This is a genomic window from Variovorax sp. UC122_21, assembly GCF_044056785.1.
GTDB lineage: Bacteria > Pseudomonadota > Gammaproteobacteria > Burkholderiales > Burkholderiaceae_C > Variovorax.
This window is the reverse complement of record NZ_CP172004.1, coordinates 2,855,613-2,878,594: the sequence shown is the minus strand read 5'-3', so window position 1 is coordinate 2,878,594 and position 22,982 is coordinate 2,855,613. Positions and strand designations below refer to the sequence as shown.

18 protein-coding genes and 6 pseudogenes are annotated in these 22,982 nt (G+C 71.2%); 6 read left to right on the top strand and 18 right to left on the bottom strand.

Features of this window, described 5'->3' with window-relative positions; all coding sequences use genetic code 11:
* Positions 1–4 precede the first annotated feature (4 nt).
* The 9 genes and pseudogenes from ACHMXE_RS25920 to ACHMXE_RS25880 all read right to left on the bottom strand — a co-directional run bounded on the left by ACHMXE_RS25920 (position 5) and on the right by ACHMXE_RS25880 (position 7,368).
* Complete coding sequence (locus ACHMXE_RS25920) at positions 5–775, bottom strand: IclR family transcriptional regulator (protein ID WP_177239289.1); 771 nt, start codon at positions 773–775, stop codon at positions 5–7.
* 68 nt (positions 776–843) lie between these two features.
* Positions 844–1,833 carry a Bug family tripartite tricarboxylate transporter substrate binding protein gene (locus tag ACHMXE_RS25915; protein ID WP_395352195.1) on the bottom strand — a complete coding sequence of 330 codons (990 nt, stop codon included), beginning with the start codon at positions 1,831–1,833 and terminating at the stop codon, positions 844–846.
* A 25-nt stretch (positions 1,834–1,858) separates the two neighbouring features.
* A complete protein-coding gene (locus ACHMXE_RS25910) occupies positions 1,859–3,028 on the bottom strand; it encodes an acyl-CoA dehydrogenase family protein (RefSeq protein WP_395352193.1) in 1,170 nt (389 codons plus the stop codon).
* A gap of 9 nt (positions 3,029–3,037) precedes the next feature.
* Positions 3,038–4,255, bottom strand: coding sequence for a CaiB/BaiF CoA transferase family protein (locus ACHMXE_RS25905; protein ID WP_395352818.1), 1,218 nt, complete (start codon positions 4,253–4,255; stop codon positions 3,038–3,040).
* A 20-nt stretch (positions 4,256–4,275) separates the two neighbouring features.
* A complete protein-coding gene (locus tag ACHMXE_RS25900; RefSeq protein ID WP_395352816.1) occupies positions 4,276–4,983 on the bottom strand; it encodes an acyl-CoA dehydrogenase family protein in 708 nt (235 codons plus the stop codon).
* Positions 4,984–5,149: 166 nt separating this feature from the next.
* Positions 5,150–5,329: pseudogene (locus tag ACHMXE_RS25895) on the bottom strand (acyl-CoA dehydrogenase); the annotation flags it as partial.
* A gap of 142 nt (positions 5,330–5,471) precedes the next feature.
* Positions 5,472–6,266, bottom strand: a complete 795-nt coding sequence (locus tag ACHMXE_RS25890) for an acyl-CoA dehydrogenase family protein (RefSeq protein ID WP_395352191.1) — start codon at positions 6,264–6,266, stop codon at positions 5,472–5,474.
* 13 nt (positions 6,267–6,279) lie between these two features.
* Positions 6,280–6,567 (bottom strand): annotated as a pseudogene (locus tag ACHMXE_RS25885) (acyl-CoA dehydrogenase family protein); the annotation flags it as partial.
* An 18-nt stretch (positions 6,568–6,585) separates the two neighbouring features.
* Positions 6,586–7,368: an enoyl-CoA hydratase/isomerase family protein gene (locus ACHMXE_RS25880; protein ID WP_395352189.1), complete on the bottom strand. Its 783-nt coding sequence runs from the start codon at positions 7,366–7,368 to the stop codon at positions 6,586–6,588.
* Positions 7,369–7,511: 143 nt separating this feature from the next.
* On the opposite strand from ACHMXE_RS25880, the gene ACHMXE_RS25875 reads away from it, so the two are divergent.
* Both ACHMXE_RS25875 and ACHMXE_RS25870 read left to right on the top strand, forming a co-directional pair.
* A complete protein-coding gene (locus ACHMXE_RS25875; RefSeq protein ID WP_395352187.1) occupies positions 7,512–8,486 on the top strand; it encodes a tripartite tricarboxylate transporter substrate binding protein in 975 nt (324 codons plus the stop codon).
* Between the two features lie 14 nt (positions 8,487–8,500).
* Positions 8,501–9,580 (top strand): Ldh family oxidoreductase, encoded by a 1,080-nt coding sequence (locus ACHMXE_RS25870; RefSeq protein ID WP_395352185.1) that lies wholly within the window; start codon positions 8,501–8,503, stop codon positions 9,578–9,580.
* Here ACHMXE_RS25870 and ACHMXE_RS25865 read toward each other — a convergent pair whose 3' ends face one another.
* Positions 9,581–9,916: a DUF6172 family protein gene (locus tag ACHMXE_RS25865; protein ID WP_395352183.1), complete on the bottom strand. Its 336-nt coding sequence runs from the start codon at positions 9,914–9,916 to the stop codon at positions 9,581–9,583.
* A gap of 73 nt (positions 9,917–9,989) precedes the next feature.
* On the opposite strand from ACHMXE_RS25865, the gene ACHMXE_RS25860 reads away from it, so the two are divergent.
* Positions 9,990–10,217: a hypothetical protein gene (locus ACHMXE_RS25860; RefSeq protein WP_203201232.1), complete on the top strand. Its 228-nt coding sequence runs from the start codon at positions 9,990–9,992 to the stop codon at positions 10,215–10,217.
* 13 nt (positions 10,218–10,230) lie between these two features.
* Here ACHMXE_RS25860 and ACHMXE_RS25855 read toward each other — a convergent pair.
* Positions 10,231–11,419, bottom strand: a pseudogene (locus tag ACHMXE_RS25855) (PLP-dependent aminotransferase family protein).
* A 107-nt stretch (positions 11,420–11,526) separates the two neighbouring features.
* On the opposite strand from ACHMXE_RS25855, the gene nth reads away from it, so the two are divergent.
* Positions 11,527–12,171, top strand: coding sequence for an endonuclease III (gene nth / locus ACHMXE_RS25850; RefSeq protein ID WP_209541393.1), 645 nt, complete (start codon positions 11,527–11,529; stop codon positions 12,169–12,171).
* A 7-nt stretch (positions 12,172–12,178) separates the two neighbouring features.
* Here nth and ACHMXE_RS25845 read toward each other — a convergent pair whose 3' ends face one another.
* Genes ACHMXE_RS25845 through ACHMXE_RS25830 form a run of 4 tightly spaced genes read right to left on the bottom strand, consistent with a single transcriptional unit; the run spans position 12,179 to position 16,072 of the window.
* Entirely contained in the window at positions 12,179–12,745 is a 567-nt protein-coding gene (locus ACHMXE_RS25845) for a histidine phosphatase family protein (protein ID WP_395352180.1), read from the bottom strand.
* A complete protein-coding gene (locus ACHMXE_RS25840) occupies positions 12,742–13,536 on the bottom strand; it encodes an adenosylcobinamide-GDP ribazoletransferase (protein ID WP_395352178.1) in 795 nt (264 codons plus the stop codon). The genes ACHMXE_RS25845 and ACHMXE_RS25840 overlap by 4 nt, the downstream gene beginning before the upstream one ends.
* Positions 13,537–13,541: 5 nt before the next feature.
* Positions 13,542–14,588, bottom strand: coding sequence for a nicotinate-nucleotide--dimethylbenzimidazole phosphoribosyltransferase (cobT, locus tag ACHMXE_RS25835; RefSeq protein WP_395352176.1), 1,047 nt, complete (start codon positions 14,586–14,588; stop codon positions 13,542–13,544).
* On the bottom strand, positions 14,585–16,072 hold the full coding sequence (locus tag ACHMXE_RS25830) for a cobyric acid synthase (protein ID WP_395352174.1): 1,488 nt from the start codon (positions 16,070–16,072) through the stop codon (positions 14,585–14,587). The genes cobT and ACHMXE_RS25830 overlap by 4 nt, the downstream gene beginning before the upstream one ends.
* A gap of 157 nt (positions 16,073–16,229) precedes the next feature.
* On the opposite strand from ACHMXE_RS25830, the gene ACHMXE_RS25825 reads away from it, so the two are divergent.
* Positions 16,230–16,454 carry a hypothetical protein gene (locus ACHMXE_RS25825; RefSeq protein ID WP_203201237.1) on the top strand — a complete coding sequence of 75 codons (225 nt, stop codon included), beginning with the start codon at positions 16,230–16,232 and terminating at the stop codon, positions 16,452–16,454.
* Positions 16,455–16,466: 12 nt separating this feature from the next.
* On the opposite strand, the pseudogene ACHMXE_RS25820 reads toward ACHMXE_RS25825, so the two are convergent.
* Positions 16,467–17,445: pseudogene (locus tag ACHMXE_RS25820) on the bottom strand (tripartite tricarboxylate transporter substrate-binding protein).
* Positions 17,446–17,585: 140 nt separating this feature from the next.
* On the opposite strand from ACHMXE_RS25820, the pseudogene ACHMXE_RS25815 reads away from it, so the two are divergent.
* Positions 17,586–18,130, top strand: a pseudogene (locus ACHMXE_RS25815) (MarR family winged helix-turn-helix transcriptional regulator).
* A gap of 18 nt (positions 18,131–18,148) precedes the next feature.
* On the opposite strand, the gene ACHMXE_RS25810 reads toward ACHMXE_RS25815, so the two are convergent.
* Together ACHMXE_RS25810 and ACHMXE_RS25805 are read right to left on the bottom strand one after the other, a co-directional pair.
* Positions 18,149–19,630: an efflux transporter outer membrane subunit gene (locus ACHMXE_RS25810; RefSeq protein ID WP_209541389.1), complete on the bottom strand. Its 1,482-nt coding sequence runs from the start codon at positions 19,628–19,630 to the stop codon at positions 18,149–18,151.
* 34 nt (positions 19,631–19,664) lie between these two features.
* Positions 19,665–22,948, bottom strand: a pseudogene (locus ACHMXE_RS25805) (efflux RND transporter permease subunit).
* Positions 22,949–22,982: the final 34 nt, after the last annotated feature.

Below are 22,982 nucleotides of genomic sequence, written 5' to 3'. Positions count from 1 at the left end.
CCGGTCAGGCCGGGCTGCCGGCCGCGGGTGCCTTGGCCGCGGTGCCCAGCAGCCGCTCGCGCATCGATGGCACCACGGTGTCGGCCGCGCGCTCGAGCTGCTCCACGAGGCCGCCCACGCCGACCGCGAAGCGCGCGCCCGAGGCGCTCGAGGCCGAGCCCAGCGCGATGATGCCGATGCCCTCGGTGACCACGCCGCGCGAGAACGCATAGCCGCGCTCGCGCGTCTCCTGCACGCGCGCCTTCACGTAGTCGGCATCGACGTCCTGCCCGCCGGGCTTGAGGCGCGCGTTGCTGCGATGGATGGTGCGCGCCACATGGTCGTCGCTGCTGGCCGCGAGCAGCGCCCAGCCGGTGCCCGACATGCACAGCAGCCGGCGCGTGCCGGGCTGCACGTTGAACTGGATCGCGCGGCTGCCGAAGATCACATGCACGTACTGCGCGTAGATGTCGTTCTCGACGGCGAGGATGGCGGTGAAGCCGGTCTCGCGCGCGATGTCGCCGAGCACGGTGAGCAATTGCCCGCCCTGGAACATCGAGTCCATCACCCAGTCGCCGATCGAGGCCAGGCGCGGCGTGGCGAGGTAGGCGCGCAGCGAGGAGTCGTAGCGCAGGTAGCCCAGCGTGGCGACGCTCTTGAGCAGCACCTGCGCGCTCGACAGCGGGTAGCCGAGCCGCTCGGAGATCTCGCGCACCGTCACCGGCCGCCGCACCTCCCGCAGGTACTCGAGCACCTGAAACACCCGCCCCGCCGTCTTGATGACCGATTGCTCCACTTCATGTTCTCCGCGGTCCCAGCCGGCATGTTGCGCGCTCGACCGCCCGGGCCGGACCGCGCGCGATGCTACTGCAACTCGATACCGGTGATGCCCATCAGCCGCTTCCAGCGCTCGATCTCCTCGGCCTGGTAGCGGCGCAGTTCGGGCGCCGAGGACATGATCAGTTCGGTGCCCTGCTTGCGGTAGTAGGCCTGGATCTCGGGTGTCTGCGCGGCCTTGGCGAACAGCGCGCCGAGCTGCTCGAGCGCGGCCGGCGGCGCCTTCGAACTCACGGCGGCGGCAACCCAGTTGAACGCGAGGTAGTCGGGATAGCCGGCCTCGCCGACGGTGGGCACCTCGGGCAGCACGATCGAGCGCTTGGGCGCGGTGAAGGCCAGCGCCCGCACGCGGCCCGAGCGCGCGAGCTCGTTGGCACCGGTGGCGTCGACCACCGCGAAATCGACCTCGCCCGTGAGCACCGCGTTGACGGCCTCGCCCGCGCCCTTGTAGTTGATGCCGGCGGTCTTGATCTTCGCCATCTCGTTGAACCACTCGGAGTAGAGCGTGTACGACATGGAGCCGCTGGCGTAGTTGAGCTTGCCCGGCCGCTTGCGCGCGTCGGCCACGAGCTCGGCCAGCGAGCGGTGGGCCGAGGCGGCCGGCACGATGACCAGGCAGGCACCGCGCGACAGCAGCGTGATCGGCGCGAAGTCGGCGATCGGGTCGTAGGGCAGCTTGCGGAAGGTGGCGGCGTTGGTGGTCAGCGTCGAGTTGCTGCCGATGAACACCGTGTGGCCGTCGTGCGGCGGATTCAGCGCGGTCTGCACGCCGATGAAGCCGTTGCCGCCGGGCTTGTTCTCCACCGTCACCGCCTGGCCCGAGAGGTCGCCGATGCTCCTGGCGAACAGGCGCGCCGTGATGTCGGTGCCGCTGCCGGGCGGGAACGGCACGATGAAGCGCATCGCGTGCGAGGGAAAGGCCTGCGCCTGCGCGAGGCCGGGCAGGCTCGCGGCACCGGCCAGCGCCGCGCCGGTGCCGAGCAGCAGCCGGCGGCGGTCGCGAGAGAAATCACTCATGGGTCGTCTCCTGGTTTCTTTGTTCTCAGCGCCGCGAGCCCAAGAGCTCGCGCGCCACCACCCAGCGGTGCACCTCGCTGGGTCCTTCGTAGATGCGCATCAGCCGGGTCTCGTTGGCCATCTGCTGCAGCGGCATTTCCTTGGTCATGCCCATGGCGCCGAAGATCTGCATCGCCATGTCGATCACGTCCCAGGCCATCTCGGTGGCGTAGACCTTGATCATCGAGACCTGCGAGCGTGCCTCCTCGCCGCGGTCGATGCGCGCGGCGGCCTCGTAGGTCATGAGGCGGCAGGCGTGGATGCGCGTGGCGGCATCGGCCACGCCCCATTGCACGCTCTGGCGGTCGGACAGCAGCGCGCCGAAGGTCTTTCGCATCGGCGCGTACTCGCAGACCATGTCGAGCGCGCGCTGGGCGCGGCCGATGCACCAGGCCGCCATCTGCACGCGCCGGCTCGACAGCCGCGCCTGCATCGGCGCGAAGCCCTGCCCTTCCTGGCCCAGCAGCTGGCCGGCGCCGACGCGGCAGTCCTGCAGCACCACCTCGTAGGTCGACACGCCGCCGAGCATCGGGATGCGGCGCTCGACGATGAAGCCCGGCGTGTCCTTGTCGACGATGAAGGCCGAGATGCCGCCGCGCGAGCCGAGCGCCTTGTCGGTCACGGCCATCACGATGGTCCAGTCGGCGCGCGCGGCGCGGCTGATCCAGATCTTGCGGCCGTTGAGCACCCAGTTGCCTTGCGCGTCGCGCTCGGCGCGCGTGCCCATCGCCGACGGATCGGCGCCCGCGCCGGGCTCGGAGATGGCGATCGCCGAGACCGTCTCGCCGCGCGCATAGGGCGCGAGATAGCGCTCGGTCTGCGCCGCGTCGGCCGTCTTCAGCAGCATGCGCAGGTTCGGCGAATCGGGCGGCAGGTCGTAGGGCACGATGGTCTTGCCGAGCTCCTCGTTGACGCCCACCATCGCCGTCACCGGCAGGTCGGAGCCGCCGAGTTCGGCCGGCGCATCGAGCCCCCAGAGGCCGAGCTCGCGCGAGAGCGCGTCGAGCCGCTCGTGCTCCTCGGGCATCAGCATCAGCTGCCCGCCCTCGGCTTCGCGTTTCAGCACCGCCGGCTCCAGCGGCAGCAGCTCGTCGCGCACGAAGCGCGCGACCAGGTCCTTGAGCATGCGGTGCTCGTCGTCGAGTTCGAAGTTCATGCCCCGCCCTCACTTGCCGGCCACCGCGCGGCTGGCCTTGAGTCGCGCGATGGCTTCCTCGCCGAGGCCGGCCTCGCGCAGGATCTCGCTGGTGTGCTGCCCCACCGTGGGCGCCTGGCGGTACACGCGCGTCGGCGTGGCCGAGAAGCGCGCCGTGGGCCGCAGCTGGCGGATCGGCCCTTCGGTCGGATGCTGCGCGTCCTCGAACAGGCCCACGGCCTTCAGGTGCGGATGCGCGGGCAGGTCGTCGAGCGCATAGATCGGCGTGGCCGGGATGTCGAGCTTCTCGCACAGCGCCATCCACTCGGCCGTGGTCTTCAGCGGCGACAGCTCGCGCAGGTGGCCGTAGAGCGCGCGCACCTGCGCGTTGCGCTCCTGCCGGTTGGCGATGCTGTAGCGCTCGGCCAGCTCGGGCTGGCCGACCTCGACGAAGAAGGCCTGCCAGTGGCGCTCGGTGTAGGGCAGCATGCTGATCCAGCCGTCGCGCGTGCGCGCCGGCTTGCGGCCGCCCTCGAGCAGCCGCGGATAGCCGGCCTTCACCGCCGAACCCTGGAAGGTCATGCCGCCCATGTGCTCGGCCAGCACGAAGGCCGCCATGGTCTCGAGCATCGGCACCTCGACGTACTGGCCCTGCCCGCTGCGCTCGCGGTGCAGCAGCGCCGCCAGCACCGCGTTGCAGACCGCGAGGCCGGTGGTCTTGTCGGCGATCAGGCTGGGCGTGTAGTCGGGCTGCTCGCGCCCCACCGAGCCCACGCCCACCAGCCCGCAGGCGGCCTGGATGATGTCGTCGAAGGCCGGCTTGTCGCGGTGCGGGCCGTCCTGGCCGAAGCCGGTGGCGGCGCAATACACCACCTTGGGATTGAGCTTCGCCACCGCCTCGTAGCCGAGCCCGAGGCGCTCGACCGCGGCCACGCGCATGTTGTGCACCACCACGTCCACCTGCGGGATCAGCGCGCGCAGCGCCGCCACGCCCTCGGGCGACTTGAGGTCGACCGCGAGCGAGCGCTTGTTGCGGTTCACGGCCAGGAAGATCGAGCTCATGCCCGGGTGCTGCGAGATGCCGTTGGCGCGCATCATGTCGCCCTCGGGCGGCTCGACCTTGATCACGTCGGCGCCGTAGTCGGCCAGCATCTGGGTGGCCAGCGGGCCGAGCACCACGGCCGTGAGGTCGAGCACGCGGATGCCCTTGAGGGGGCCCGAGGGCGCGTTGGAAGTCGTATCGGTCATAGAGAAGAAAGAAGAGGGATTCAGTTGGGCAGGCCCACGAGATGCCGCGCCATCACCACGCGCTGGATCTGGCCGGTGCCCTCGACGATGTCGAGCGCCTTCACGTCGCGAAACAGCTTCTCGATCAGGTGGTCGCCGCGGCCGCCCGCCAGGCCCAGCACCTCCATCGCGAAGCTCGTGGCCTCGAAGGCGGCCGGCGGCGCGAGCGCCTTCGAGGCCGAGGCCTCGAGCATGTTGGGCTGGCGCCGGTCGGCCAGCCAGGCGGCGCGCAGCGCCATCAGCAGCGCGGCCTTGAGCTTGCGGCGCGAACGCTCGAGCCGGTCGCGCAGCCGCAGGTCGGAGGCCAGGCCCTGGGCCTGCATGAAGGCCGCGGCCTCGTCGAGCGCGGCGCGGCCGATGCCCACCGCCATGCCGGCGATGGCCGGACGGCCCGCGTTGAAGGTGTTCATCGCACCCTTGAAGCCGCCCGAGCGCTGCTCGTAGTAGGCCTCGCCGCCGAGCAGGTTGGCCGCCGGCACGCGGCAGCCCGAGAGGAAGAAGGAGGTCGACTCGTAGGCCTTCAGGCCCATCTTCTTCTCGATGCGGAAGTCGCCGAAGCCCGGCGTGCCGCGCTCGACCACGAAGGCACGGTGGCCCGCGCGGCCCAGCGCCGGATCGATGGTGGCGAACACCACGGTCCATTCGGCGCGGCCCGAGTTGCCCGAGAAGGACTTGGCGCCGTCGAGCACCCAGTGGTCGCCGTCGCGCCGCGCGCGGGGTCTTGATGTTGGCCACGTCGGAACCGCCCGAGGGCTCGGTCATCGCGAAGGCACCCCAGATCGGGCGCTGCGGATTCACGAAGGGCGAGAGAAAGCGCTGCTTCTGCTCGGGCGTGCCCATCGAGAGGATCGGCGGTTCGCCCAGGCCCGGGCCCGGCAGCGCGACGCCGATGCCGCGGTCCCAGTAGGCGCCCTCCTCGGCCAGCAGCACCTGGGCCACGGCCGAGCCGGCCTTGTTGGGCGCGGGCGCATCGGTGCCCTCGGGCGCCGCGCCGGCCGCGCGCCAGCGTGTGCGGCCGAAGCCCTCGGCCAGCATGCGCACGAAGAAGGGGTCGTCCACCGGCAGCGGCGCGCCCGCGCGGTCGGCGCGCCAGCCCGCGGGCCGCATCTCGTCGCGCCCGAGGCGGCGCAGGGTCTGCAGGCGGAACTGGTCGTCCGCGCTGATCGAAAAATCCATCTCAGGCTCCCTGGGTCGTTGCGTCGGTGGTGGCAAGAAAGTCGATCGGCGCGGCGATCGCGGCCGGCAGCGCGTCGTCGCGCGCGGCATCGGCGCCGCCGAGCAGCAGGCCCAGCGCGCGCAGTTCGCGCAGCTGCTTCTCGACGGGGTAGTCGCGCATGAAGCCCGCGCCGCCGAGGATCTGCACCGCGTTGGCGCCGATGAAGACCGCGTTCTCGGTCGCCTCGATCAGCGCCGTGGCCGCGGCCTCGCGCGCGAGCCGGCCGGCATCGAGCCGCCAGGCGGCCTCGTGCAGCAACTGGCGCGCGGCATCGACCGCGCTGTGCATGTCGACGATCAGGAAGGCCAGCGCCTGGTGGTGCGCGATCGGCTTGCCGAAGGCGACGCGTTCGAGCGCGTAGCGGCGCGAGTAGTCGGCCGCCGCATGCATCTGGCCGACCAGCAGCGCCGCGAGCTGCACGCGCCCATGGGCCAGCGCGAGCGCGGCGGCCGCGGGGTCGGACCACGCGGCCTCGACCGGCGCGCGGTCCACGCGCAGCTCGCTTGCGCCCGCGGCACGCAGGCCGGCACCGGGCACTTCGGTGAGCACGATGCCCTGCGTGACCAAGCGCAGCCCGTCGCGGCTCAGCACCGCGAGCAGGTCGATGCGGTCGGTCGGCAGCCAGGCCGCCTGGCCGCTCAGCGCATCGCCGTCGCTCGTCCACTGGCCGCGCGCATCGAACACCAGCGCCGCGCGCGCGATCGGGCCGCGCCAGCAGCGGCTGCAGATGGCGCTGCAACGCCGCCTCGCCGCCAAATGCCAGCAGTGCCTGCGCGACCGCGCCGATCGGCTGCAGCCCCAGCGCCGCGCCCGGGCAGCCGGCCGCGAGCCGCTCGGTCACCAGCACCCGCGCGAGCGCGCCGAGGCCGGCGCCGCCCGCGGACTCGGGCCAGTCGATGCGGTCGAAGCCGATCTGGGCCGCTTCGCGCCGCAGGGCCTCGGGCAGCGCGCGCTGCGCCTCGAAGGCGCGCTGCGAGGGCAACAACTGTTCGTCGGAAAAACGCTGGGCCGTCTCGGCCACCAGCGCGAGTTCTTCATCGAGTGCGAAATCGATCATGGCGTGCTCCGGCGCGGCTCAATGGCGTCCGAAGACGGGATCGCGGCGCTGCGCCATCGCGGCCACGCCCTCGCGGAAGTCCTGGGTCTGGAAGTGCTGGCGCTGCTCGCCGGCCTCGCGCTCGACCGCGGCACGCACCGCCTCGACCAGCCCGGCGCGCAAGCTGGCGCGGGTCGACTCGACCGCGATCGGCGCCGAGATCGCGATCTCCTCGGCCAATGCCTGGGCGCGCTCGCGCACCTGGTCCTGCGGCGCCAGTTCGTCGACCAGGCCGATGCGCAGCGCCTCGGCGCCGTCGATGCGGCGGCCGGTGTAGAGCAGCAGCGCGGCCTGCTGCGCGCCGACCAGGCGCGGCAGCGTGTGGCTCAGCGCGAAGCCCGGATGGAAGCCCAGGCGCGCGAAGTTGGCACTGAAGCGCGCCTCGGCGCAGGCGACGCGGAAATCGGCCACCAGCGCGAGCCCGAGCCCGCCGCCCACGGCCGGCCCGTGCACCGCCGCGATCACCGGCTTGGTCACGGCGAACAGCCGGATCGCCTGCCGGTAGAGCTCGCCCGGGTCGCGCCGCTCGCCGGCCGCGGGCGTGGGCGACGAGAAATCGGCGCCCGCGCAGAAGGAGCGCCCCTGCGCCGCCAGCACGATGGCGCGGCATGCCGGGTCGGCCTGCAGCGATTCGAAGGCCTCGGCCAGCGCCGAGATCAGCGCGAGGTCGAAGAAGTTGTGGGGCGGCCGGCACATCTCCACCGTGGCCGTGTGGCCGGCGCGGTGGATCGAGAGGTCGGGCGGATTCGCTGCGGTGCTCATGGGACTCCTGTCAGGCTGTTCTTTTTCAACGATATAACAGATACATGTTTTTTAAAAGCACATATGTATTATTATTTGGCCAGCCCGAAGCTCGGGCAGGTCGGCGAACGACCGGTTCAGTCACGAACTCAGGAGCAAAAAAGATGGAGACAAGCAGGCGCCGGCTGTTGCTGGCATTGGCGGGAACGGCGGGCGCGGCGGTGGCGGGACCGGCCTTCGCGCAGGGCACGGCCTTCCCGACGCGGCCGATCAAGATCGTGGTGCCGTTCACGCCGGGCAGCGGCTCCGACAACTCGGCGCGCTACTTCGGCGACCAGCTCGCCACGCAGCTCGGCCAGGCGGTAGTGGTCGAGAACAAGCCAGGCGCCAACGGCATCATCGCGCTGCAGCAGGTGAAGAACGCGCCGGCCGACGGCTACATGCTGCTGCTGGCGAGCAACTCGCCGATGGCCGTGAACCCGCTGACCATCAAGGACCTGGGCTACGACTCGGTGAAGGACTACAAGCCGGTGTCGGGCCTGACGCGCGGCATGAACGTGGTGGTGGTCTCGAACGATTCGCCGTTCGCGAGCATCGAGGCGCTGCTGGCCGCCAGCAGGAGCAAGTCGCTCACCGTCGGCACCTACTCCGCGGGCTACCAGCTCGCGGCCGCCTGGCTCGCCAACGTGGCCGGCGGCGACTTCACCAACGTGCCCTACAAGGGACAGGCGCCGATCATGACCGACGTGATCGGCAACCAGCTCGACTTCGCGCTGGTCGACCTCGGCGGCGCGATGCCGCTGATCAAGGGCGGCAAGCTGCGCCCGCTCGCGGTCTCGGGCGAGGCGCGCAACCCCGACCTGCCCAGCGTGCCGACCATCCGCGAGAAGGGCTTCAACGAGTACGTGCAGTACAGCTGGGTGTCGTTCTACGTGCGCTCGCAGACGCCCGACGACGTCACCGCCAAACTCGCCGAGGCGCTGCAGAAGACGCTGGCCACCGAGGACGCGCGCGCCTTCGTGCGCAAGTCGGGCGCCGAGCTCATGCCCTACCCGCCCGAGAAGATGCAGCGCTTCCACCTCGAGGAGATCGCGCGCTTCCGCAAGATCGCGGCCATCGCCAACATCAAGCCCGAGTGACCCAGAATGGCGGCATGAACCAAGCCGTCCCCTCGTCCGAAGCCCCCCTCTACAGCGCGCCGGCGCTGGTTGCCTATGCCGATGCCCTGCTGCAGAAGTGCGGCCTCGCCGCGCCGATGGCCGCGAGCGTGGCGCGCACGCTGGTCGAGGGCGACCTGCTGGGCCACGACACCCACGGCCTCGCGCTGCTCACGGGCTACGCGAAGGAGCTCGAGTCCGGTGGCATGGCACGCGAGGGTGCGCCCGAGGTGCTGTCGGACCGCCCCGCCGCCGTGCTGTGGGACGGCCGGCGCCTGCCCGGCCCCTGGCTCATGGAGCAAGGCCTCGACCTGCTGATCCCGCGCGCCCGCGAACTCGGCACCGCCTCGCTGGTGATCCGCCGCAGCCACCACATCGCCTGCCTCGCCGTCTACATGCTGCGCGCGCTGCGGGAGGACATGCTGATGCTGCTGGCCTGCTCTGACCCCAACACTGCGAGCGTCGCGCCCTTCGGCGGCACGCAGGCGGTGTTCACGCCCAACCCGCTGGCGCTGGGCTTCGGGCTCACGCAGGGCGGCGTGATGGTCGACATCTCGGCCTCGATCACCACCAACGGCATGAGCAACCGCAAGCGCGCGGCCGGCGAGACCTTCGCCGAGCAGTGGCTGATCGATGCGCGGGGCCGGCCCTCGAACGATCCGCAGGTGCTGTTCGACAGCCCGCCCGGCACCCTGCTGCCGGTGGGCGGCCTGAGCCATGGCCACAAGGGCTACGGCATGGCGCTGCTGGTGGAGGCGCTGACCGGCGGCCTCGCCGGCCATGGCCGCGCCGACCCGCCCGAGGGCTGGGGCGCGACCGTGCACGTCACGCTGCACGACCTGCATGCCTTCGGCGGCAAGGCGGCCTTCCTGAGGCAGATGGACGAGGTCGCCGAGCGCTGCCGCGGCAATGCGCCCATCGATCCGGCGAAGCCGGTGCGGCTGCCGGGCGAAGGCGGGTTGAAGCGTCGGGAGGCGCAATCGAGGGACGGGGTGCGGCTGCACCCGTCGATCGCGCGTTCGCTCCAGGACGTGGAGCAGCGGCACGGCCTGCGGCTGGCGCAGGCGCTGGCCTGATCAGTTGTCTTGGTCGTCGCCGTCCTCGTCGGACGGCGCGGCCTCGCCCGCGGGCCGCGGCTTGCGCGTCGCGGGCCGCGCGAGGATCTCGAGGTAGAACTGCTTGCCGCCCTCGGCCACCACGTGGTCGATGCTGGCGGTGATGGCCGACAGGTGGATCGTCTCGGCGTCGTCGGCGGCGGTGCCGAAGCGGCAATCGAAGTCCCAGAAATCGGCGCCGGCCGGCAGTGCATGGCCGCGCTCGCGCTTGATGTACTTGCGGATTTCGTGCTTGGTGGCTTCGAGGTGGCGGTCGGGGTGCTTGCCCTCGACCTGAAGCTGGAAGGTTTTTCTCATGGGTGATGGTAACCAATGCCCCCGCCGTGCCACTGTGTACAGTCGGCGGCTCAACGGAAAGCAGGTGAAAGACATGGCGCGCGCGAACGACTGGGCAAGCAAGGTGATGGCATTGATCAACGGCGGCAATCCCGCCGCGGCCATCGCGCAGATCAAGGTCGCGCCCTCGGTCAAGGACCTGAAGGCGCTGCAGACCATCATGACGCTCTCGAAGATGAAAGGCCGCTATCCGAACGTGGATGCGGCCATCGCGGACAACCTGGCGCTGCTCGCGGCGCCCCGGCTGCACCGCTCGCCCTGACAACGACCGGGCTTTACAGCGCCTGGCCGAGGCGCTTGACGCCCTCTTCGATCTTCGCCACGTCGGCGGTCGCGAAGCTCAGGCGCAGGGTCGCCACGTCGGGGTTCTCGGCATAGAACGGCGCGCCGGGCACGAAGGCCACGAGCTTCTCGATCGCGCGCTTGGCGAGTTCGTTGGCATTGGCCAGCTTGCCGTTGGCGCCCGTGAGGCGGGCCCAGAAGAACAGGCCGCCGTTGGGCTGGGTGAAGCTCACCGCGTCGCCGAGCTCGCGCTGCAGCGCCTGGCCCATGGCCTTGGCGCGCTGGCCGTAGACCTCGCGCACATGCGCCAGCGTGGCCGGCATGCGGCCGCTCTTGAGGTACTGGGCCGCGGTGGCCTGCGAGAAGGTGCTGGTGTGGGCGTCGCTGAACTGCTTGCACATGGTGGCCTTGGCCAGCAGTTCGGCCGGCGCGATCATCCAGCCGATGCGCAGGCCCGGGCTCAGCACCTTGCTGAGGCTGCCGCAGTGCGCGAGCAGTTCGCGGCTGCCGGGCACGTCCTTGCTCAGGGCCATGATCGAGGGCGGCGGCGCCTCGCCGAAGTACAGGTCGCCATAGGGATCGTCCTCGACGATCAAGGTCTGGTACTTCACGGCCAGCTCGAGCACCTTCTTGCGACGTTCCAGGCTCAGCATCGCGCCGCTGGGGTTGCCGAAGGTGGGGGATCAGGTAGACGAACTTGGGCTTGTGCTCGGCGATCAGCTTCTCGAGTTCGTCGGTCTTCACGCCGTTGGCGTCGATCGGCGCGCTGATGAGCTGGGCGCCGTAGAGGCGGAAGCACTGGATGGTGGCCAGGAAGGTCGGGCCCTCGACGATCACCTTGTCGCCGGGCGAGATCATGGTCTTGCCCAGCAGGTCGAGCGCCTGCTGGCTGCCGGTGGTGACGATCAGGCCGCTGGGATCGACCTCGACGCCCTTGGTCTTCATGAAAGCGCTGAGCTGCGCGCGCAGCGGTTCGTAGCCTTCGGTGGCGCCGTACTGCAGCGCGCCACCGGCCTCCTCGGCCAGCACCTTCTGGCTCGCCTCCTTGAGGCCCTCGACGTCGAACATCGCGCTGTCGGGGAAGCCGCCCGCGAAGCTGATGATGCCGGGCTTGCCCAGCAGCTTGAAGAGTTCGCGGATGGCGGAGGTTTCGACGTTGTCGAGGCGGGAGGCGAATTGCATGGTCAGTCTCACTTTCTGGCCGCCATTGTGGCGAAAGCCGCGGGAAATTAAGTTGCGTAGGTCATTCCCGTTTCAGCGATATATTGCGCCTGCCTTTGTCCCGCCCCATGAAAAAAGAAAACATCGCGCCCTTCTTCGCCGTCCTGCAGGCCGCCAACCCCACGCCCGAGACCGAACTCGAATACAGCACGCCCTTCGAGCTGCTGGCCGCCGTGCTGCTGTCGGCGCAGGCCACCGACGTGGGCGTGAACAAGGCGACGCGCAAGCTGTTCCCCGTGGCCAACACGCCGCAGGCGATCCTCGACCTCGGCGTCGAGGGCCTCGAGGGCTACATCAAGACCATCGGCCTGTACCGCAGCAAGGCCAAGCACCTGATCGAGGCCTGCCGCATGCTGGTCGAGCAGCACGGCGGCGAAGTGCCGCGCACCCGCGCCGAGCTCGAGGCGCTGCCCGGCGTGGGCCGCAAGACCGCCAACGTGGTGCTCAACGTGGCTTTCGGCGAAGCCACGATCGCGGTCGACACCCACATCTTCCGCGTCGGCAACCGCACCGGGCTGGCGCCGGGCAAGACGCCGCTCGAGGTCGAGCTCAAGCTCGAGAAGCGCGTGCCGCTCGAATACCGGCTGCATGCGCACCACTGGCTGATCCTGCACGGGCGCTACGTCTGCGTGGCGCGCACGCCGCGCTGCTGGGATTGCGCGGTGTCGACCTACTGCGACTACAAGCCGAAGACGCCGGCGCCCAAGCGCTGAAGCCGCATCAGGTCGACCGAAGCTCGACCACCTGCCAGCCGCCGAAGGGCAGCGGCGTCGACGGCCACTCGGTGGCATCGCGTGGAAAGCGCGTGCCCGCATGCAGCAGCGACACGGCGCGCAGCACGCCCGCATGCGCGACCCACAGCGCATCGCCCTGCCCGGCTCGCCATTCGTCGTAGGCGCCGGCCACGCGCGCCATGAAGGCACGCACGCTCTCGCCATGCGCGCCGGCTCGGGTGTCGGCGAAGTCGGCGGTCCAGGCATCGAGCTCGGCGCGCGCGATGGCCGACCAGGACTGCCCTTCCCAGGCGCCGAAATCCATCTCGGCGATGCGCGCATCGTGTTGCACGGCGAGGTCGGGCCGCAGCGCGGCGATCGCGTCGGCGAGCATGGCGCAGCGCCGCAGCGGGGACGACAGCACGGCGAGTCCCGGCGGCAACTCTCGAGCGATGCGCTCGGCGGCCGCGTGCGTGGCCTCGGCCTCGGCCTCGAGGTCGCTCGCGCCGTAGCACAGCCCCGCCTCGGCGATCACCGGCGCATGCCGCAGCAGCCAGAGCCTGCGCATGCTCATGCCCGCCACGCCAGCGCGAGGTAGATCGCGATCTCGCAGACCTGTTGCGTGGCGCCGAGGCCATCGCCCGTGAAGCCCTGCAGCCGGCGCCGGAAGAGCCGCGCCATCCACAACGCCGCCAGCACCGCCGCGAGCAGCGCCGCCAGCGCATGCACCGCGCCGTGCGACAGCGCCAGCAGCGCCAGCGCGGGCAGCGTCCACAGCACGCCGATCGCCAGCGCGCCGCCGCTGATCGCATCGGCCAGCGGCTTGGCCTTGCTCGCGCCGCTGTCGCCCACATAGGGCAGCCAGCGGATCAGACCGAGCGGCGCGAGCCGCGACAGCACATGCGCGCCGACGATGGCAGCGGCCACCGCATGCAGCCCGCCGCCGGCCAGCACCGCGATCAGCGCGCACTTGAGGCCCAGCGCCAGCACCAGCGCGATCGCGCCGAAGGCACCGATGCGCGAGTCCTTCATGATCTCGAGCGCCCGCGCACGGTCGGCCGAGCCGCCCAGGCCGTCGGCCACGTCGGCCAGCCCGTCCTCGTGGAAGGCGCCGGTCAGCATCACGGTCGCGACCGTGCTCAGCACCGCCGCCGCGAACGCGCCCGCCAGCCCCGGCAGCCCCATCGCCACGCCCACGAACACCAGCGCCGCCACGCCGCCGGCCAGCCAGCCGATGCCCGGCAGGTGCGCCGCACTCGCGCGCAGCATCTGCGGGCTGTAGCCGACCCAGGCCGCGAGCCGGCCCGTGACCGGCACGCGGGTGAAGAACTGCAGCGCTAGCAGGAAGTGCCGCAGGCCCGTCATCGATCTCAGGCGTCCTTGCGCGAGACGCCGGCCGACTCGAAGCTCGCCATCTCGCGCACGATGCGGCAGGCCGATTCGAGCAGCGGCCAGGCCAGCGCGCCGCCCGAACCCTCGCCCAGGCGCAGGCCCAGGTTCAGCAGCGGCTCGAGCCGCAAGCGCTCGAGCAGCAGCGCATGGCCCGGTTCGGCCGAGACATGGGCCGCCACGCAGCGCTGCGCCACGTGCGGTCGCAGCGCCTGCGCCACCAGCACGGCGGCGCTCGCGATGAAACCGTCGAGCACGATCACGCGCCGTTCCTCGGCCGCCTGCAGCACCGCGCCGACCAGGGTCGCGATCTCGAAGCCGCCGAGCGCGGCCAGCGCGTCGAGCGGCGCGGTGGCGCGCGCATGCAGCGCCAGCACCTCGCGCAGCACGGTGCGCTTGCGCGCCAGCCCGTCGGCGTCGAGCCCGGTGCCGGCGCCGGTACAGCGATCGATGTCGATGTCGGCCAGGCGCGCCAGCAGCAGCGCGGCGGCCGAGCTGTTGCCGATGCCCATCTCGCCGAGCAGCAGCGCATTGCCCGGCAGCGCGCGCACGATCTCGCGGCCGTTGGCGATCGCCTGCGCGCACTGCGCGGCGCTCATCGCCGGGCCGGCCGAGGCATCGGCGGTGCCGGGCGCGATGCGCCGCTGCACCAGGCCGGGCCGCGGCTGGAAGTCGCGCCGCACGCCGCAGTCGGCCACGGTCAGCGCCAGGCCGTGCTGGCGCGCGAGCACGCTGACGGCGGCGCCGCCGGCCAGGAAGTTCTCGACCATCTGCCAGGTCACGTCGCTCGGATAGGCCGAGACGCCGCGCGCCGCCAGCCCGTGGTCGGCCGCGCAGACCAGCATCTGCGGCGCATCGAGCGCCGGCGATTCGGTGCCGAGGATCGTTCCCAGGCGCAGCGCCAGCGCCTCGAGCCGGCCGAGCGCGCCCAGCGGCTTGGTCTTGTTGTCGAGCGCGGCCTGCAGCCGGGCCGCGAGCGCGGCGTCGGCGATGTCGGGCACCGCGGGAAGAAGGTCGTCGTGGGTCATGCGATCAGGCCGGCGAGCACGCCGGCGTCGAAGTGGTTGTCGATGAAGTCGGCCAGGCCGTCGAAGGTGGCGTCGAGCGTGGGCGCCGCGACGCCGAACAGCGCCTGCAGCGCCGCGGGGTCCTCGAACAGCCCGTGCAGATAGAGCCCGAGCACGTTGCCGCGCGCGTTCTGCCAGGCCAGCCCCTCGGGCATCACCGCGCCGCCGTCGCCGGCCATCTGCGGGTGGGCCGCGGTCTGGCCGTGGTGGATCTCGTAGCCGGCCACCGCCACGTTCGACAGCGCGGCCCAGGCGCCCGCCAGCGTGCCGAAGGCGGCCTCGCGGCGGCGCACGGTCTTGTCGCGCTCGAACACCGTCACCAGCGGCAGCAGGCCCAGCCCGGGCGCGTTGCCGTCGATGCCGTGCGGATCGACCAGCGCCTCGCCGAGCATCTGCAGCCCGCCGCAGACGCCGAGCACCGCGCCGCCGCGCGCCGCATGCTCGGCCACCGCGCGGTCGAGCCCCTGCGCGCGCAGCCAGGCCAGGTCGCCGCTGGTGTGCTTGGAGCCGGGCAGCACGATCCAGTCGGCGCCGGCCACGTCGGCCGGCGCGCGGGCCCAGACCAGACGCACGCCGGGCACGTTCTTCAGCGGCTGGAACTCGTCGAGGTTGCTGAGGCGCGGATAGGCGATGACGGCGACGGTGCGCGTCACCGCGCCCGAGGACCGGCTGCGGTCGTCGAACACGCCGTCCTCCTCGGGCAGGCCGTGCTGCCACCACATCGGCAGGGTCGCGACCACGGGCACGCCGGTCATCGCGCGCAGCTGCTCGGGCGCGGGCGCGAGCAGCGAGGCATCGCCCCTGAACTTGTTGAGCACGAAGCCCGCGAGCAGCGCGCGGTCGGCCTCGGGCAGCAGCGCCCAGGTGCCGTAGAGATGGGCGAAGGCGCCGCCGCGGTCGATGTCGGTGGCCAGCAGGCAGCGCGCCCGGGCATGGCGCGCGATGCGCAGGTTGACGATGTCGCTGGCCATCAGGTTGATCTCGGCCGGCGAGCCCGCACCCTCGATCACGACCACGTCGTTCTCGGCGCGCAGTTCGTCGAGCGCACGCGCGAGCTGCGGCCACACGCGCTCGCTGCGCCCGCGCCACGGCAGCGCCGACAGGGTCTCGTCGACCTGCCCCATCAGCACCACCTGGCTGTGGGTGTCGCGCTCGGGCTTGAGCAGCAGCGGGTTCATGCGCACCTCGGGCCGCGCGCGCGCCGCGAGCGCCTGGAAGTACTGGGCGCTGCCGATCTCGCCGCCCTCGACCACGCGCGCGTTGTTGCTCATGTTCTGCGCCTTGTAGGGCGCCACCTTGAGTCCCTGGCGCGCATACCAGCGGCACAGCGCGGTCGCGATCCAGCTCTTGCCGGCCCCGCTGGTCGTGCCCAGCACCATCACGCAACGCGCCCCGCCGGTGTGCTCTCGCGCGCTCGCCGGCGCCGCCGCTGCCTGGAAATTCATGGCGGGATTGTCGTTGAGCGCGCGCGGGTGCCCGAAACGCAACGCCGGAATGCGGCTTCCGTCACGCAACCGGGCCTGCGAACCCACGGGCTGCATCCGGTTCGGCGATTCCTCCGTATACCCGGCTTCTCCGTCACAGCACCCGCGACCACGCCCCATGCCTGCCCTCAACGACCTGGCCCTCACCGTCGAAGAACCCGAACCGGACCGTTTCCACTGGGTGCTGCTCGAGGCGCTGGACAGCGGCGAGGCCGAGGTGCTCGACTACCGCGTCTACCGCCGCGCCGCGCGCGCCGAGGCCAGCTACTCGAATGCGCTGGTGATGGGCGTGGCGGAGCTGCAGAAGATCAGCGCCGCGCGGACGTCCGATCCCGACACCTGAACCTGCGCGCGCTCAGGGCGCGAAGCCAGAGCGCCGCACCACGGGCTCCCACTGCTGCCGGTAGGCCTTGAGCATCTGCACCGTCTCGGCGTTGCTGCTGACCACCGGCGTGATGTAGAGCGCATCGGCCGCCTTCTGCAGCCCCGGGTCCTGCATCACCTCGCGGATCTTCGCGGCCAGCAGCTGCACCCTGGCCGGCGGCATGCTGCTCGGCGCGAAGAAGGTGTTCCAGCCGTCGGCATCGATCTTCATGCCGGCCTCGCGGAAGGTCGGCAGCGAGGGCGCGAAGCTCGCGCGCTTCTTGCCCGACACGGCCAGGATGCGGATCTTGCCGGCCACGTGCTGCGCATAGAGCGAGTCCAGCGTGTCGATGGCGATCGGCAGCGAGCCGCCGGTCAGGTCGGCCGCCAGCGGCGCCGAGCCGCCGTAGCCCTTGATCTGCGGCTGCACGCTCAGCGCATCGCCCACCATCAGGCCGAAGAAGTGCGGCAGGCTGCCGGTGGCCGGCACGCCGAAGACCGCCTCCTCGGGATGGGCCCGAGAGCCGGCCCACCAGGAACATGGCGCGGTCGAGCTGCAGCTTCTGCCCCACGGCCAGCGCGAAGTCGTAGCTGCTGACCTGGGTGACGGGCACGAAGTCCTTGTCGGGATCGTAGCCCGCGTCCTTGATCACCAGCGGCGCCACCACCATCACGGCGGGGTTGCCGAGCATCAGCACGTTCTCGGTCGCGCTCGCGCGCCGCAGCTGCTTGGCCGCGAGCCGGCCGCCCTCGCCCGCGCGGTTCTCGACCGTGACCGCCACGCCGAGCTTGGGGCCGAGCCGCTCGGCGATCAGGCGCGCGATGCGGTCGGTGCTGCCGCCGGGCGCATAGCCCACGACCAGCGTGAGCGGGCTGTCGAGGTTCTGCGCCTGCGCGGGCGCCAGGATGCCGCCGATCGCGAGCGCGAGGCAGCAGGCGGCGAGTCGTCGCCGGGAAGGGAAAAAGGGCACGGGGGATCTCCTCACGCCGGCGGCTGGTGGCCGGCTTTTGTTACGCTGTTTATATGCAGGTAACAAATAGTTGATCTAATCCATCATCGGGCGCCGCGGCGGCGCCGCCACATCCCGCGCCCTCCGTGAGCTCTTCTTCCCTGCAAGCCTTTCCCGACGCGGCCGCGCTGCTCGCGCCCCGCTCCCTCGACGACCTGCTGCTGTACCGGCTCTCGCGCGCGGCGCGCGCCGGTGCCGGCATGGCCACGCGGCTGGTCGAGGGCGGCTTCGGCATCACGCGCCGCGAATGGGGAATGATCGGCACGCTCGCGCAGACCGGCGAGATCACGCCCTCGGCGCTGTCGGAGCAATTGAACCTGGACCGCGTGCGCACCTCGCGCGGGCTGCGCAGCCTGGTCGAGAAGCAGCTGGTGGAGCGGCGCCGCGACGCCGAGGACCGGCGCGAGGTGCATGTGCGGCTGAGCCCCGCGGGGCGGCAGCTCTACGACGAGCTGTTCCCGCGCATCGCCGACCTCAACACCGGCCTGCTCGATGGCCTGGAGCCCGCGCACATCGAGATCCTGCTGCAGTGCCTGCAGCGACTCGAGCAGCGCGGCGGCGCGCTCAGCGCCCAGGGCATGGTGCCGAGAAGGCCGACCGCCGTTCGGGCGGCACGCGCCACCGCTGGCCGAAGCGGGGCGCGTAGCGACGAAGCGAAGAGCGCTCAGCTCTGCGGGCCGCGCGGGGCACCGTCGCCCGAGGCCACCGCGCCCGGCACTTCCCAGCCGCCGCCGATCGCGCGGATCAGCCCCACGGCCGCCTGGTACTGCGCCGACTTCACCTGCAGCGCCTGACGACGGTTGCGCAGCTCGCTGCGGCGCGCGTCGAGCAGGTCGAGCTGGCTGATGTAGCCGTTGCGGTAGCGCGTGTCCGACAGGCTGGTCGCGCGCGCGGCCGAGGCCACGGCCGTGGCCTGCACGCCCGACTGCTCCTGCAGGATGCGGATCGACGACAGCTGGTCCTCGACCTCCTGGAAGGCCACCAGCACCTGGTTGCGGTAGCCGGCCAGCGCGCCGTCGAGCTGCGCATTGGCGCTCTGCAGCCCGGCCTCGCGGCGGCCGCCGTCGAAGATCGGCAGCGACAGCAGCGCGCCCACGCCCCACGAGCGGGCCGACCACTTGAACAGGTCGCCGATCTCGGGCGAGGCATAGCCGGCCGCGCCGGTCAGCGAGATGTCCGGGAACCACGCGGCCTGCGCCACGCCCACGCGCGACTGGGCCGCGAACACCGCGTTCTGCGCGGCCGACACGTCGGGCCGGCGCGTCAGCACCGTGGCCGGCACGCCGGGCGGGATCGCGGGCAGCGCGGTGGTCCAGTCTGCCGGCCGCACGCCGAAGCTCGAGGCCGAATCGCCCACCAGCACCGCGAGCGCGTGCTCGACCTGGGCCCGCTGGCGATCGATCGCCAGCGCGTCCGACTCGGTCGACGAGACCTCGGTCTGCACGCGCGCCACGTCGAGCTCGGCGATGTCGCCGGCCTGCTGGCGGCGCTGCGACAGGCGCAGCGTGTCGCGGTAGGCCTCGACCTGCTCGCGCACCAGCACGCGCTCGGCATCGAGGGCGCGCAGCGTGAGGTAGGTCTGCGCCACTTCGGCCTGCACCGCCAGGCGCGTGCTCTGCAGCAGCGCCTCGCGACCGGCCGCGTCGAGCCGCGCCGCGTCGCTGGCGCGCGAGAGGCGGCCGAACAGGTCGAGCTCGTACGAGAAGGTGGCGCCGGCATTGGTCATGGTGGCCGGCGAGGTGCTGGCCGTGGCCTTGTCGAGGCCGGCGCCGCGGTTGGCGCCGGCGCTCAGGCCCACCTGCGGCAGCCGGTCGGCGTTGACGCTGCGCGCGATGGCGCGGGCCTCGGCCAGCCGCGCCGCCGCGCCCTGGATGTTGTTGTTGCTGACCTCGGCCTTGGCGATGAGCTCGTTCAGGACCGGATCGTTGAAGGCCTGCCACCAGGCGCCGCGCGCGGCACCTTCGGAAGGCACGGCGCGGGTCCAGCCGGCGGGCGGCGTGGCGCCCTGCTCCTTGAACTGGGCCGCGGCCGGGGTCTCGGGCAGGCCCGAGGGCACGCTCGCGCAGCCGGCCAGGGCCAGCGCCGCCACCAGGGGCAGCACGGCCGCGCGCAGCGGCGCCGAGAGGGATGAGAGCTTGAAGTTCATGATCGAGCTTCCTTCTTGTTCTGTGGTTCGTTCGTCATTCATGCGAGGTCCGCGGCGAGGCCGGCACCGGATGCAGGCCGCCGCCATGGCCGCCGCCCGATCCGCCGTGCGATCCGCCCGAGGCCGGCGCCGGATGGCCGGCCGACACGAAGTCCTCGCCATGCGGCACCTCGCCGTGCAGCTTCAGCGGCCGGTTGCCCGCGATGCGGCGCATCAGCACGTAGAACACCGGCGTCAGGAACAGGCCGAAGGCCGTCACGCCGATCATCCCGGCGAACACCGCCACGCCCATCGCCTTGCGCATCTCCGAGCCCGCGCCGGTCGACAGCACCAGGGGCAGCACGCCCATGACGAAGGCCAGCGAGGTCATCAGGATCGGGCGCAGGCGCAGCCGGCTGGCCTCGATCGCGGCCTGGATCGGCGTTCGCCCGGCGAACTCGAGCTCGCGGGCGAACTCCACGATCAGGATCGCGTTCTTCGCACTGAGCCCCACCAGCACGATCAGCCCGATCTGCGTGAAGACGTTGTTGTCGCCTCCCGAGATCCACACGCCCGCCATCGCGGCCATGATGCCCATCGGCACGATCAGGATGATCGCGATCGGCAGGGTCAGGCTCTCGTACTGCGCGGCCAGCACCAGGAACACCAGCAGGATCGCCAGCGGGAACACCAGGAAGGCGGAGTTGCCGGCCAGGATCTCCTGGTAGGTCAGCTCGGTCCACTCGAAGCTCACGCCCTTGGGCAGCGTCTCGGCCGCGATCTTGGTGATCGCGTCCTGCGCCTGGCCCGACGAGTAGCCGGGTGCCGGGCCGCCGTTGATGTCGGCGGCCAGGTAGCCGTTGTAGCGCATGGCGCGTTCCGGACCGAAGGTCGAGTTGACCTTCATCAGCGCGGCCAGCGGCACCATCTCGCCCGAGGTCGAGCGCACCTTCAGCAGGCCCACGTCTTCGGCACGGGCGCGGTAAGGCGCGTCGGCCTGGACGCGCACGCTGTACGTGCGGCCGAACTTGTTGAAGTCGTTGGCATACAGGCTGCCCAGGTAGATCTGCATCGTGTCGAAGATGTCCGTCACCGGCACGCCGAGCTGGCGCGCCTTGGTGCGGTCGATGTCGGCATACAGCTGCGGCACGTTGACCTGCCAGCTCGTGAACATGCCCGTGAGTTCGGGCGCCGCATAGGCCTTGGCCATGAAGGCCTTGACCGCCGCGTCCATCTGGTCGTAGCCGACCGAAGCCCGGTCCTCGATCTGCAGCTTGAAGCCGCCCGTGGTGCCCAGGCCCGCCACCGGCGGCGGCGGGAACATCACGATGAACGCGTCCTGGATGCTCGAGAAGGCGCCGTTGAGCTGGCCCGCCACCGCGCCGCCGCTCTGGTCGGCGCGCTTGCGCTGGTCGAAGGGCTTGAGCGTGGCGAACACGATGCCTGAGTTCGAGCTGTTGGTGAAGCCGTTGATCGACAGGCCCGGGAAGGCGATGGCGTCTTCCACGTTCGGGTTCTTCTTCATGATCTCGCCCATGCGCTGGATCACTTCGTCGGTGCGGTCGAGCGTGGCGCCGTCGGGCAGCTGTGCGAAACCGATCAGGTACTGCTTGTCCTGCGCCGGCACGAAGCCGCTGGGCACGGCCTTGAACAGGCCGAAGGTCACGCCGACCAGCGCGAGGTAGATCACCAGCATCAGCGTCTTGCGCGAGATCACGCGCTTGACGCCGCCGCTGTAGGCCTCGGAGCCGCGATGGAAGAACCGGTTGAAGCCGCGGAACAGCCAGCCGAAGGCCCGGTCCATGCCGCGCGTCAGCGCGTCCTTGGGCTGGTCGTGGCCGCGCAGCAGCAAGGCGGCGAGCGCGGGCGACAGGGTCAGCGAGTTGATCGCCGAGATCACGGTCGAGATCGCGATGGTCACCGCGAACTGGCGGTAGAACTGGCCCGTCAGGCCGCTGATGAAGGCCAGCGGCACGAACACGGCCACCAGCACCAGCGCAATCGCGATGATGGGCCCGGACACCTCGCGCATCGCGCGGTAGGTCGCTTCGCGCGGCGTGAGCCCCGCCTCGATGTTGCGCTCGACGTTCTCCACCACCACGATGGCGTCGTCCACCACGATGCCGATCGCCAGCACCAGCCCGAACAGGCTCAGCGCGTTGATCGAGAAGCCGAGCACGTGCAGCACCGCGAAGGTACCGATCACCGACACCGGCACGGCCAGGAGCGGAATGATCGACGCGCGCCAGGTCTGCAGGAACAGGATCACGACCAGCACCACCAGCATGATGGCTTCGAGCAGCGTGTGGATCACCGATTCGATGGACGCGCGCACGAACTGCGTCGGGTCGTAGGCGATGCGGTATTCCAGGCCTTCCGGCATGTTCTTGTTGAGCTCGGCCATGGTCTTGCGGACGTTCGCCGAGATGTCGAGCGCGTTCGAGCCCGGAGCCTGGAACACGCCCATGCCGACGGCCGGGTCGTTGTTCAGCAGCGAGCGCAGCGAGTAGTCGGCGGCGCCCATCTCGAGGCGGCCGATGTCGCGAAGACGCGTGACGGCGCCGTCGGTGCCGCTCTTGACGATGATGTCGCCGAACTCTTCCTCGCTCTGCAGGCGCCCCTGCGCATTGATCGAGAGCTGCATGTCAACGCCCGACAGGCCCGGCGAAGCGCCGACCACGCCGGCCGCGGCCTGCACGTTCTGGCCGCGGATGGCAGCCACCACGTCGGAGGCCGAGAGGCCGCGCTGCGCCACCTTCTGCGGGTCGAGCCAGACGCGCATCGAGTAGTCGCCGCCGCCGAAGATCTGGACCTGGCCCACGCCTTCGATGCGCGCCAGCGGTCCTTCACGTTCAGCACCGCGTAGTTGCGCAGGTAGTTGATGTCGTAGCGGTTGTTCGGCGACACGAGGTGGACCACCATCGTGAGGTCGGGCGCGCTCTTCACCGTGGTGATGCCGAGCCGGCGCACTTCCTCGGGCAGGCGCGGCTCGGCCTGCGAGACGCGGTTCTGCACCAGCTGCTGGGCCTTGTCGGGGTCGGTGCCGAGGCGGAAGGTCACCGTCAGCGTCATCACGCCGTCGGTGGTGGCCTGGCTGCCCATGTAGAGCATGCCCTCGACGCCGTTGATCTGCTCTTCCAGCGGAGTCGCCACGGTCTCGGCGATCACCTTCGGGTTGGCACCCGGGTACTGGGCGCGCACCACCACCGAGGGAGGCGCGACTTCCGGGTACTCGGAGATCGGCAGACCGCGCAGCGCGATCAGGCCGGCTATCAGCATCAAGAGCGACAGCACGCCGGCAAAGATCGGCCGGTCGATGAAGAATTTAGAGAGATTCATTTCGTTGGCTCCATCGCGCGGACAGCGCGATCCA

Excerpts from the sequence above, each read along its gene's own strand:
- ACHMXE_RS25905 (WP_395352818.1), bottom strand. The coding sequence starts at position 4,255 with ATGACCGATACGACTTCCAACGCGCCCTCGGGCCCCCTCAAGGGCATC.
- ACHMXE_RS25810 (WP_209541389.1), bottom strand. The coding sequence starts at position 19,630 with ATGAACTTCAAGCTCTCATCCCTCTCGGCGCCGCTGCGCGCGGCCGTG.
- ACHMXE_RS25825 (WP_203201237.1), top strand. The coding sequence starts at position 16,230 with ATGCCTGCCCTCAACGACCTGGCCCTCACCGTCGAAGAACCCGAACCG.
- ACHMXE_RS25910 (WP_395352193.1), bottom strand. The coding sequence starts at position 3,028 with ATGAACTTCGAACTCGACGACGAGCACCGCATGCTCAAGGACCTGGTC.
- cobT (WP_395352176.1), bottom strand. The coding sequence starts at position 14,588 with ATGACCCACGACGACCTTCTTCCCGCGGTGCCCGACATCGCCGACGCC.
- ACHMXE_RS25880 (WP_395352189.1), bottom strand. The coding sequence starts at position 7,368 with ATGAGCACCGCAGCGAATCCGCCCGACCTCTCGATCCACCGCGCCGGC.
- ACHMXE_RS25915 (WP_395352195.1), bottom strand. The coding sequence starts at position 1,833 with ATGAGTGATTTCTCTCGCGACCGCCGCCGGCTGCTGCTCGGCACCGGC.
- ACHMXE_RS25845 (WP_395352180.1), bottom strand. The coding sequence starts at position 12,745 with ATGAGCATGCGCAGGCTCTGGCTGCTGCGGCATGCGCCGGTGATCGCC.
- ACHMXE_RS25875 (WP_395352187.1), top strand. The coding sequence starts at position 7,512 with ATGGAGACAAGCAGGCGCCGGCTGTTGCTGGCATTGGCGGGAACGGCG.
- ACHMXE_RS25865 (WP_395352183.1), bottom strand. The coding sequence starts at position 9,916 with ATGAGAAAAACCTTCCAGCTTCAGGTCGAGGGCAAGCACCCCGACCGC.
- ACHMXE_RS25860 (WP_203201232.1), top strand. The coding sequence starts at position 9,990 with ATGGCGCGCGCGAACGACTGGGCAAGCAAGGTGATGGCATTGATCAAC.
- ACHMXE_RS25830 (WP_395352174.1), bottom strand. The coding sequence starts at position 16,072 with ATGAATTTCCAGGCAGCGGCGGCGCCGGCGAGCGCGCGAGAGCACACC.
- nth (WP_209541393.1), top strand. The coding sequence starts at position 11,527 with ATGAAAAAAGAAAACATCGCGCCCTTCTTCGCCGTCCTGCAGGCCGCC.
- ACHMXE_RS25870 (WP_395352185.1), top strand. The coding sequence starts at position 8,501 with ATGAACCAAGCCGTCCCCTCGTCCGAAGCCCCCCTCTACAGCGCGCCG.
- ACHMXE_RS25840 (WP_395352178.1), bottom strand. The coding sequence starts at position 13,536 with ATGACGGGCCTGCGGCACTTCCTGCTAGCGCTGCAGTTCTTCACCCGC.